General features: G+C 70.2%; 10 protein-coding genes. 7 read left to right on the top strand and 3 right to left on the bottom strand.

What is annotated here, in order from left to right; genetic code table 11:
- Positions 1–36: 36 nt before the first annotated feature.
- On the bottom strand, positions 37–1,425 hold the full coding sequence (locus VC184_RS02020) for a glycine--tRNA ligase (protein WP_112616161.1): 1,389 nt from the start codon (positions 1,423–1,425) through the stop codon (positions 37–39).
- A 140-nt stretch (positions 1,426–1,565) separates the two neighbouring features.
- Here VC184_RS02020 and VC184_RS02015 point away from each other — a divergent pair, with 140 nt between their 5' ends.
- Complete coding sequence (locus tag VC184_RS02015) at positions 1,566–2,984, top strand: SPFH domain-containing protein (protein ID WP_323987160.1); 1,419 nt, start codon at positions 1,566–1,568, stop codon at positions 2,982–2,984.
- Between the two features lie 153 nt (positions 2,985–3,137).
- Entirely contained in the window at positions 3,138–3,944 is an 807-nt protein-coding gene (locus VC184_RS02010; protein ID WP_323987158.1) for an SDR family oxidoreductase, read from the top strand.
- Positions 3,945–3,963: 19 nt separating this feature from the next.
- On the opposite strand, the gene VC184_RS02005 is transcribed toward VC184_RS02010, so the two are convergent.
- The gene (locus tag VC184_RS02005; RefSeq protein WP_282501972.1) at positions 3,964–4,695 is read right to left on the bottom strand and encodes a GNAT family N-acetyltransferase; all 732 of its coding nucleotides are present in this window, start codon (positions 4,693–4,695) and stop codon (positions 3,964–3,966) included.
- Between the two features lie 75 nt (positions 4,696–4,770).
- Here VC184_RS02005 and VC184_RS02000 point away from each other — a divergent pair, with 75 nt between their 5' ends.
- From VC184_RS02000 to purU, 5 genes are all read left to right on the top strand, one after another.
- Positions 4,771–6,168 carry an MFS transporter gene (locus VC184_RS02000; protein WP_323987801.1) on the top strand — a complete coding sequence of 466 codons (1,398 nt, stop codon included), beginning with the start codon at positions 4,771–4,773 and terminating at the stop codon, positions 6,166–6,168.
- 20 nt (positions 6,169–6,188) lie between these two features.
- Complete coding sequence (locus tag VC184_RS01995; protein WP_323987157.1) at positions 6,189–7,682, top strand: peptide MFS transporter; 1,494 nt, start codon at positions 6,189–6,191, stop codon at positions 7,680–7,682.
- 21 nt (positions 7,683–7,703) lie between these two features.
- A complete protein-coding gene (locus VC184_RS01990; protein ID WP_112616153.1) occupies positions 7,704–7,973 on the top strand; it encodes a hypothetical protein in 270 nt (89 codons plus the stop codon).
- 100 nt (positions 7,974–8,073) lie between these two features.
- A complete protein-coding gene (locus tag VC184_RS01985; RefSeq protein ID WP_112616151.1) occupies positions 8,074–8,709 on the top strand; it encodes an alpha/beta fold hydrolase in 636 nt (211 codons plus the stop codon).
- 43 nt (positions 8,710–8,752) lie between these two features.
- The gene (gene purU / locus VC184_RS01980) at positions 8,753–9,631 is read left to right on the top strand and encodes a formyltetrahydrofolate deformylase (RefSeq protein WP_114589060.1); all 879 of its coding nucleotides are present in this window, start codon (positions 8,753–8,755) and stop codon (positions 9,629–9,631) included.
- Between the two features lie 31 nt (positions 9,632–9,662).
- On the opposite strand, the gene VC184_RS01975 is transcribed toward purU, so the two are convergent.
- Positions 9,663–10,535 carry a hypothetical protein gene (locus VC184_RS01975; RefSeq protein ID WP_282501969.1) on the bottom strand — a complete coding sequence of 291 codons (873 nt, stop codon included), beginning with the start codon at positions 10,533–10,535 and terminating at the stop codon, positions 9,663–9,665.
- Positions 10,536–10,557: the final 22 nt, after the last annotated feature.

Genomic DNA, 10,557 nt, shown 5'->3' with positions numbered 1-10,557 from the left:
CTCCGAGGTTCGCGCTTTTCTCCGCCCGAAGGTGCGTCAGGCGCCGCGCAGGCGCTCGGCGAGATAGCCCTCGAGCGCGTCGAGCGCGATGCGCTCCTGGGCCATCGTGTCGCGGTCGCGCACGGTGACGGCCCGGTCGTCGAGCGAGTCGAAGTCGACGGTGACGCAGAACGGCGTGCCGACCTCGTCCTGACGGCGGTAGCGGCGCCCGATCGCACCGGCGTCATCGAAGTCGATGTTCCAGCCGCGGCCGCGCAGCGTGTCGGCGACCTCGCGCGCCAGCGGCGAGAGACGCTCGTTGCGGCTGAGGGGCAGCACGGCCACCTTGACGGGCGCCAGGCGCGGGTCGAGGCGCAGCACGGTGCGGGTGTCGACGCCGCCCTTCGCGTTGGGCACCTCTTCTTCGTCGTACGCGTCGACGAGGAAGGCCATCATGGCCCGCGTCAGGCCGAACGAGGGCTCGATCACGTACGGCGTGTACTTCTCGCCGGATGCCTGGTCGAAGTAGGTCAGTGACTGGCCGGATGCCTCGGAGTGGCTGCCCAGGTCGTAGTCGGTGCGGTTCGCGACGCCCATGAGCTCGCCCCACTCCTTGCCCGGGAACCCGAAGCGGTACTCGACGTCGATCGTGCCGGCGGAGTAGTGGGCGCGGTCGTCCTCGGGGACGTCGAAGCGCCGCATGTTGTCGGCGTCGATGCCCAGCTCGATGAACCAGTTCCAGCACGCCTCGACCCAGTGCTCGAACCACTGCTGCGCCTCGGCGGGCGGCGTGAAGAACTCGATCTCCATCTGCTCGAACTCGCGCGTGCGGAAGATGAAGTTACCCGGCGTGATCTCGTTGCGGAACGCCTTGCCGACCTGGCCGATGCCGAACGGCGGCTTCTTGCGGCTCGCCGTGAGGACGTTCGAGAAGTTCACGAAGATGCCCTGCGCGGTCTCGGGGCGCAGGAAGTACAGGCCGGTCTCGTCGTCGACGACGCCGAGGTAGGTCTTCACGAGGCCCGAGAACGACTTGGGCTCGGTGTACTGGCCCTTGGTGCCGCAGTTCGGGCACGGGACGTCGGCGAGGCCGTTCTCGGCCTTGCGGCCCTTGCGCGCCTCGAAGTCCTCGATGAGGGTGTCTTCGCGGAAGCGCTTGTGGCACTGCAGGCACTCGACCAGGGGGTCGGTGAAGGTCGCGACGTGGCCGGAGGCCTCCCAGACGCGCTTGGGCAGGATGATCGACGAGTCGAGGCCGACCATGTCGCCGCGACCGCGCACGAAGGTCTGCCACCACTGGCGGCGGATGTTCTCCTTGAGCTCCGTGCCGAGGGGGCCGTAGTCCCACGCGGAGCGCGAACCGCCGTAGATCTCCCCCGCCTGGAAGACGAACCCGCGGTGACGGGCGAGGGCGATGACTTTGTCGAGGCGGGACTGCTCGGCCACAGGTGGCTCCTCATGGTCGTTTTCGGGATGCGCCGACGGCGCGGATGCCGCAGACAACGGCATCCTCGATTCTAGTCGCGCCGCGCAGGTCGACCCCGATACGGTCGAAGGACACATCGTTACGCACGGGAAAGGTCAGCATGGAAGCTCTATTCGCCGGAGGCGCGCTCGTAATCGGCGGCATCGCCGTGATCGCCGTCATCATCCTTCTGATCTTCCTGCTGATCATGGTGCGGGCCTGGTACAAGGTCGCCAAGGCCGACCAGGCGCTCGTCGTCGTCGGTCGCAGCCAGAAGAACGCGGCGGGAGACTCCTCGCGCATCTCGGTGATCACCGGCGGCGGCGCCCTCGTCAACCCGCTGACCCAGCGCGCCGAGATGATCTCGCTGCGCGCACGTCAGATCAAGATGGAGCCCACGGCTCAGGCATCCAACGGCGTCACCGTGTCGGTGGCAGGCGTGGCCCTCGTGAAGATCGGCTCGGACCCCGAGTTCGTGCGTCGTGCCGCCGAGCGCTTCCTGTCGCAGGACGGCGCGATCGAGCAGTTCACGACCGAACAGCTCGAGGGCGCGCTCCGCGGCGTCGTCGCAACGCTGACCGTCGAGCAGCTCATGAAGGACCGCCAGAAACTGTCGGACCAGATCGCCGAGGGCATCAAGAGCGACCTGCTGGCCCAGGGCCTCATCCTCGACTCGTTCCAGATCCAGGGCATCACCGACAAGAACGGCTACATCGACGCCCTCGGCGCGACCGAGGTCGAGCGCGTTCGCCGCGAGGCCGAGGTCGCCCGCATCAACGCCGCCCGCGAGGTCAAGGCGCGTCAGCTCGCGACCGACGAGGCGAACCTCATCGAGCAGACCGCGTACGACAAGAACTCCGCCGCCGCCTCCGCCGAGGTCGGCCGCGCCCGCGCCGAGGCAGAGCAGGCCGAGGCTCTCGCCCGCGCGCAGCGCGAGCAGGACGTGCTGCTGCAGGCCGCCGAGAACCGGCAGGCCCAGCTCGACGCCGACATCAAGAAGGTCGCCGACGCCTCGCTCTACGAGCGCCAGCGCAAGGCAGACGCCGACGCGTACGCCGAGGTCAAGGCCGCCGAGGCCCGCGCACAGATCGCTGCCCAGGAGGCCGAGGCCACGCGCCTGCGCGCCCAGGCCGAGGCCGACGCCGTGCGCCTGGCCGGTGAGGCCCGCGCCGAGGCGATCGAGGCCGAGGCCGCCGCCATCGCCCAGAACCAGGAGGCCCTGCTCGCCCAGCGTGCGATCGAGGCCCTCGTGCCGCTGATGACCGAGTTCGCCCGCGGCTTCGACAAGGTCGGCTCCATCACGGTGCTCGGCGGCGACGGCGCATCGAGCCACATCGCCTCCGAGAGCGCGTCGAGCATGCGCGCCACCTTCGACGCCGTGCAGGCCACGACCGGCATCGACCTGCGCCAGATCATCCAGGGCCAGGCCACCGGCCGCGGTGTCGCCCAGGGCCTGCGCGAGGACGACGCCGCCGCGGCTTCGGCGCCGGCTCCGGCTCCGGCTCCGGCTCCGGCTCCGGAGGAGACCTCGGCGGAGTGACCCCGCGCTGACTCCTCGGATCCGACGACGCCCCGTCTCACCTCTCGCGTGATGACGGGGCTTCGTCGTTTCCGGGCGCCGGGATCTGAGGAGTTCCCGCGCGGGATTGTCAACCGGGTGCGACACCGCGCCGGGGGTTCGTAGCGTCGGGGCATGACGTTCACTCCTCGCCGTGCCATCGTGACCGCTTCCGACTCGGGGATCGGCCGTGCGACCGCCCTCGCCCTCGCCGACGCGGGGATGGACGTCGGGGTCACCTGGCACTCCGACGAGGAGGGCGCGAACGAGACCGCAGCGGGCGTTCGGGCCCGGGGGCGCAAGGCAGTCGTCGCCCAGTTCGACGCGACCGAGTTCGAGGAGGTCCCCGGTGTCATCGAGCACCTCGCCGAGGAGCTCGGCGGCCTCGACGTCTTCGTCAACAACGCCGGCGGCGGCACCGGCGGGCCCGTGCTCGACCTCGACCTCGACGGGTGGCGGACGGTCGTCGCGCTCAACCTCGACGGCGCCTTCCTCGGAATGCAGACCGCCGCGAAGCTCATGGCGGATGCCGGTGACGGCGGGCGCATCATCGCGGTGACGAGCGTCCACGGCTCGCAGCCGCGCGTCGGCTCGGCCGCCTACGTCGCCTCGAAGCACGGCCTCGAGGGCCTCGTGAAGACGATGGCGCAGGAGCTCGGCCCCCGCGACATCACCGTCAACTCGGTCGCGCCCGGCGAGATCGCGACCCCCATCAACGACATGGAGGGCGACGAGGCCGAGAAGACCCACCGCCCCGGCATCCCGATCCCGCGCCCGGGCAAGCCCGAGGAGATCGCCGCGGTCGTCGCGTTCCTGGCGTCGCCGGCGTCGTCGTACGTCACCGGTGCGACGTGGGTCGTCGACGGCGGGATGCTGCAGATGGGCCCGCAGGCCGGCTCGCACCTCGAGTCCGACGACTGGCGCGACGCCGGCGCGGAGTAACCACGCCGCGCCGCGCGGGTCAGGGCCGGACGAGAAGGTAGCCGCGCTCGTCGTCGAAGCCGCCGACGGTGAGCCCGGCCGCGAAGTGCTCGAGGAACTGCGCGCGCACGCGGTCGCGCCAGGCGTCGGAGTCCGCGGGAGAGGCGGCGCGGATGGCGTGGATGTCGGCGGGCACCTCGATCGTCGCGACGATCCGGTCGTCGGACGGACGCTCCTGCGGCGGCGCCGCGAGCGGCCACGTCACCATGAGCCGATCGGTGACCTCGCCGCGATTGATGCCGTCGTCCATGAGCCCGTACTGGTCGACGAGGTAGTCGCTGATGCGGGCTCCGAGTACCTGCAGGTTGAAGTGCGCGTTGCGCGCGAAGAGCGGGTCGAACGTCCACGTGATGGTGCCGACCTCACGGGCGAAGGCCCACGCGCGCTGGTGCTGCTTGAGCACGCGCCCAAGTCCCTGCTGCTGGTACTCCGGCAGCACACCGGTCACGTGCGAGTGCATCGACCGCGCACCCGGCTCGGCGAAGAACGCCACCGACGCACCGACGACCCGGTCGCCGTCGAAGAGTCCGACCACGTAGTTGCCGGAGTAGGCGAGGGCGCGCATGAGGTTCGTGGGCACCGAATCGCGGTCGCCGCCCCACACCTCGCGCAGCACCGCGGCGCCGGCGAAGATGTCGGCGACGGTCTCGAGGGGGCGGATGTCGATCCCCGCGGGCACGTCGGCTGGGGTCGGGGGAACGCTCTCGCTCATGAGCCCACCCTACGCCGCCGCGGATAGCCTGAAGGGATGGCATCGGGTGAGAGCGGACGACGACGAATCACCCGGATGCCGCGACAGGGCGCGATCGTCACGGTGCTGGCGATCGCGGGACTGGCCTCGTCGTTCATGTTCACCCTCGTCGTCCCCATTCAGTCGAAACTGCCCGAGCTGCTCGACGCGAGCCGCGAAGACACGGCGTGGGTCGTCACCGCCACCCTCCTCGCCGCCGCGGTGTTCACCCCCATCGCGGGGCGCCTCGGCGACATGTACGGCAAGCGCCGCATCGTGCTCGTACTGCTCGGCCTGCTCATCGCCGGGTCGGTCGTCGCGGCGCTGTCCACGGACATCGTCGGGGTGATCGTGGGGCGCGCGCTGCAGGGTGCGGTGACCGGCGTCGTGCCGCTCGGGATCTCGATCATGCGCGACGTGCTGCACGAGAACCGCGTCGACGCGGCGATCGCACTGATGTCGGCGACCCTCGGCGTCGGGGGCGCCGTCGGCATGCCCGTGAGCGCGCTCATCACCGAGACGAGCGACTGGCACGTGCTGTTCTGGATGTCGGCGAGCCTGGGCGCGATCGTGCTCGTGCTGGTCGTGCTCGTCGTTCCCCCGAGCGTGCTGCGGACGCCGGGGCGCTTCGACCTCATCGGGGCGATCGGCCTCGCGGTCGGTCTGACCGGAGTGCTCCTCGCGGTCTCGCGCGGGAACACTTGGGGCTGGACCTCGGCGGCGACCCTCGCGTGCGGCCTCGGCGGCATCCTCGTCCTGATGGTGTGGGGCCGGTTCGAGCTGCGCATCGCCGACCCGTTGCTCGACCTGCGCGTCGCCGCCCGCCCGGCAGTGCTGCTGACGAACCTCGCGTCGGTCGCGATCGGCTTCTCGCTCTTCGCCTCGAACGTGTCGTACCCGCAGATGCTCGAGCTTTCCGAGACGGTCGGCGGCTTCGGACTGACGCTGCTGCAGGCGAGCCTCATCATCATGCCGGCGGGTCTGGTGATGATGATCCTCTCGCCGTTCTCGGGGCGACTGGCCCGAACGGTGGGGCCGCGCCTGCTGCTCGTCCTCGGCTCGATAGCCCTGATCCTCGCCTACGGCTTCTCGCTGCTGTGGGCCTCCGAGGTCTGGCACCTGCTCGTGGCGAACCTCCTCATCGGCGTGGGCATCGGATTCGGCTACGCCGGCATGCCGATGCTCATCATGCGCTCGGTCCCGCCGACCGAGACCGGCGCGTCGAACGGCCTGAACGCCCTCTTCCGCTCCCTCGGGACGAGCACCGCGGCCGCTCTCGTCGGCGCCGTGCTGGCTGCCCTGTCGATCGAGCGCGACGGCGTCGCCGTGCCGACACCGGCCGCGTTCCAGGTCTCGTTCGCCCTCGGCCTGGGCGCCGCCGTGATCGCCCTGGCCGTGGCGCTGTGCATACCGCAGCGCCGCGATCCGCACGAGTCGCGCCCGTCGCTGCCCTGAGCGGCGTATCGTCGGCATCCATGAGCCACGAGGACGCAGACACCACCGCATCCCGCCCCCGCTCCCCCGACGACAGCCGGAACGACCGCCGCTTCTTCGGGCAGCCGTGGGCGCTCACACACATCTTCGGTGTCGAGCTGTGGGAGCGGTTCAGCTTCTACGGCATGCAGATCGTCCTGGTCTACTACCTCTACTTCTCGGTCTCGGAGGGCGGGGCGGGCCTGCCCGAGGCCACAGCCGTCGGCATCGTCGGCGCCTACGGCGGAGCGGTCTACCTCTCCACGATCCTCGGAGCCTGGATCGCCGATCGCCTGCTCGGCTCCGAGCGCGTGCTCTTCTTCAGCGCGATCATCATCGTCGCGGGCCACGTCGCGCTCGCCGTGCTCCCGGGGCTGCTGTCTGTCGCGGTCGGACTCGTGCTGGTCGCGCTCGGCTCGGGCGGGCTGAAGGCGAACGCCACGGCGGTCGTCGGATCCCTCTACTCGGAGCACGACCCCCGCCGCGACGCCGGATTCTCGCTGTTCTACCTCGGCATCAACCTCGGCGCCTTCGCGGGGCCGCTGCTCACCGGCTTCCTGCGCACGAGCCTCGGTTTCCACTGGGCGTTCGGAGCCGCGGCGGTCGGCATGACCATCGGCCTGATCCAGTACGCGATCGGACGCCGGTCGCTGCCCGAGGCCGCACGTCGCGTTCCCAACCCGCTGCCCCGGTCGCGCTACCCGCTGGTCATCGGCATCGCGGTCGCAGCCGTCGCGGCTATCGCGCTCCTGATCACCCTCGGCGTCATCCGGGCCGACAACCTGTCGCTCGTCGTCGTCATCGTCGTCATCGCCGCGACCCTCGCGTACTTCACCGTGATCATCTCGAGCTCTCGGATCACCTCGACCGAGCGGTCGCGCGTGTACGGCTTCATCCCGCTCTTCATCGTCAGCGTCGCCTTCTGGTCGCTGTATCAGCAGCAGTTCACCGTCATCCCGATCTACGCCGAGAAGCGGCTGGACCGGAACGTCCTCGGGTGGGAGATGCCGCCGGACTGGGTCAATTCCATCAACCCCGTGTTCATCATCATCCTCTCGGGGGTCTTCGCGGCCCTGTGGACGAAGCTCGGAACACGTCAGCCCTCGACGCCGATCAAATTCGCCGCGGGCGTCATCGTCATGGGACTGGCGTTCCTGCTGTTCCTGCCATTCGCCGGCGGCGGCCCGGCCGCGACCCCGCTGCTCGGCATCGTCGGCATCCTGTTCGTCTTCACCGTCGCCGAGCTGCTGATCTCGCCCGTCGGGCTGTCGGCCGCGACGAAGCTCGCGCCGGCGAGGTTCCAGACGCAGATGGTCGCGCTGTTCTTCCTCTCGGTCTCGCTGGGAACGGCGATCTCGGGACTGCTCGCGCCGCTCTACAATCCCGAGAACGAGGTGCCCTACTTCTCGATCCTCGCCGCCATCGCGATCGTCCTCGGCCTCGCGCTCGCAGCGGCCCGCAAGCCCGTGCTCGCTCTCATGCGCGACGTCCGCTGACACACGCGAGAGGATGGACACATGTCCTCTTCCGTCGCGCGTCGTTCCAACCCCACCGCCTGGGCCGCCTTCTGGGTCGGCCTCCTCGGGCTCATCCTCATGCCGATCCCGCTGTTCATCGGCTTCGTGCTCGGGGGCGGTCTCTCGCTCGTGGCCGCCGTGCTGGTGGTGATCGCCCTGCTCAAGGGCCTCGCGCGCAGCGGCGCGGGTATCGCTCCGGTCGTCTTCGCGGGCATCTTCGTGCTGCTCACCTGGGGCGGCATCTCGCTCGGCGGCGGCATCGTCTGGTGAGCCACCCCCGCGGGCTGTCGGGCCGCGATGCACCCGCGACCGCGGGCGCCCAGCTGATTCGGCTAGCGTGAATGGTCGCAGGACACCGCGAGAGGGAGCCATGACCGACACACAGCCGCAGATCTTCGAGCCCGAGGGCCGCGCCATCCCCTACGTCGAGGATGCCGGCAGCGAGCCGGTCCTGGTGCTGATCCCGGGCTACAGCAACGTCGCGGCGCTCGGAACGCTCGCCCACGTGCTGGCCGAGGAGGACTTCCGCATCCTGCGGGTCGGCTACCGCACGGCGCAGACCGAGGGCGTCACGCTGCACGACCTGGCACAGGATGTCGTCGACGTCATGGACCACGTCGGACTCGGCGACGCCTGGGTCGGCGGTCACGCCTTCGGCGGCGCCGTCGCGCGCACCGTCTCGATCGACCACACCGACCGCGTCGACGGCGTGCTGCTGCTCGGCGCCGAGGGCGACGAGCCCCGCACCGACCTCGAGCCGCTGCAGGCGGCGGCCGCGGCATCCGTGTCGGCCGAGGAGTGGCGCGCGCTCGCCCCGACGGTTCCGGTCATGCTCATCCAGGGCGCCGACGACGAGGTGCTGCCGCCCGCGAACGGCGAGCGCCTGCAGGCCGCCGCTCCCGGCCTCGTCAGCCTCGTGACCCTTGAGGGTGGCGGGCACCTCTTCCCGGCGACGCACGCCGGCGAGGCCGCCTTCGTCATCGAGGACTACCTCGACGTCGACTGAGCCGGGTGCCGAACCGGGGGCTGGGACAGGGCAGAATCGAAGGATGACCGATTCGTCGACTGCGCTCCACCCCGCCCACGCCTGCCTCATCGTGCACGGGCAGGACCAGCCGGGCATCATCGCCGCCCTGTCGGCGATGGTCACCCGCGTGGGCGGCAACATCGTCGCGTTCGACCAGTACTCCGACGACCCGACCGGTGGCGCCTACTTCTGCCGCGTGGTCTTCCACCGCCCGAACTTCGCCGTCGACCGCCCGTCGATCGAAGCCGAGATCGGCGAGACGCTCGCCGGGTTCGACCTGCAGTGGTCGCTGACCGACCAGTCGGTGCCTAAGCGCATGGCAATCCTGTCGTCGAAGCAGGACCACTGCCTGCTCGACCTGCTGTGGCGCCACCGCCGCGGCGATCTGCCCGTGACGGTACCGATGGTCGTGTCGAACCACACCACCTCGGCCGAGGACGTCCGCTCGTTCAACGTCCCGTTCTTCCACGTCCCGTCGACGCCCGGCCCCGACAAGTCGGCGTCCGAGGCCGAGATCCTGAAGCTGCTCGTCGGCAACGTCGACTTCGTCGTCCTGGCCCGCTACATGCAGATCCTGTCGTCGGACTTCCTCGAGAAGCTCGGCGTGCCCGTCATCAACATCCACCACTCGTTCCTCCCCGCCTTCATCGGCGCCGAGCCCTACAAGAAGGCCAAGGAACGCGGCGTCAAGCTCATCGGCGCGACGAGCCACTACGTCACGACCGACCTCGATGAGGGGCCGATCATCGAGCAGGACACGATCCGGGTCACCCACGCCGAGACGGCGGCCGAGCTCGCCCGCCGCGGCGCCGACGTCGAGCGTCAGGTGCTCTCGCGGGCGGTGCTGTGGCACGCGCAGGACCGCGTCATCCGACACGGCAACCACACGATCGTCTTCTGACCGCGGGCCGCGCGAGCTCGCGGGCCGGGTCTCAGCTCGCGGGCTGCACCGGCTCGAAGTCGTCGGGGCCCGTCGCGCCGGTCGGCGACAGGAAGATGCGCGTCGTGTCGCCGGGATCGGCGGGATCGAATACGAGCGGACGCGTGTCACCGATCGCCGGCACCTCGCGCGGCGCGATGAGCACCATGGTCGTGACCCAACGATCCGTGCCCACGGCGTCGGTGAACTTCGCCACCAGCGACGCGGCCATCCGCGACGCGTCATGCGCGGGAAGGGGTGCCTCGACGATCTCCGCGTCGACGCGCGAGCCGGAGGCCAGGAGGCGCGAGATGACCGCGTTGTTGCGGCGGCGCGTCGCGAGGGAGCGCACCCGCGCGATGTAGCTCAGCACGGCGAGGAGCGTGAAGAGCCCGGGCAGCCACCATTGTCCGGCGTACAGGATCCACTCGCCGACACCCCAGGTCTCGTTGCCGCCGAATGTCGGGTCGACGGCGACGCCGACGGCGTCGGGCTCGATCCACATCGTCGTCGCGATCCACGTGCCGATCGCCAGCCCGGCCAGGATCATCGTGAGCGGGCCGATCGCCGCGTAGCCCTTCTCGCGGGCGCTGAACCGGTGGTTCCACTTGCCGTACTGGCCGATGCAGACGATCAGCAGAAGGATGCCGACGGGCAGGCCCCACCCGCGCGCAGCCATGGGGACGCCGGTGTCGCGCGTGCCGAACACACTGTTGATGTTCACGACCCGGAGCTGCTCGAAGATGCCGCCGATAGCGAACCCGACGACCGCCGCAGCGGCGACCGACAGGATGCCCCAGATCAGGCTCGCGGCCCAGGCGGAGGTGGTCCCCCGATACTTGGCCTGTTCACGTCGTGCGGCTTCTCGGGGATCCAGCAAACTCACTCCCCCAGGCTAGCGCTGCCCG

This window comes from Microbacterium plantarum (genome assembly GCF_035231185.1).
Lineage (GTDB): Bacteria > Actinomycetota > Actinomycetes > Actinomycetales > Microbacteriaceae > Microbacterium > Microbacterium plantarum.
The sequence above is the reverse complement of the archived record's forward strand: the minus strand, read 5'-3'. Positions and strand labels throughout refer to the sequence as shown.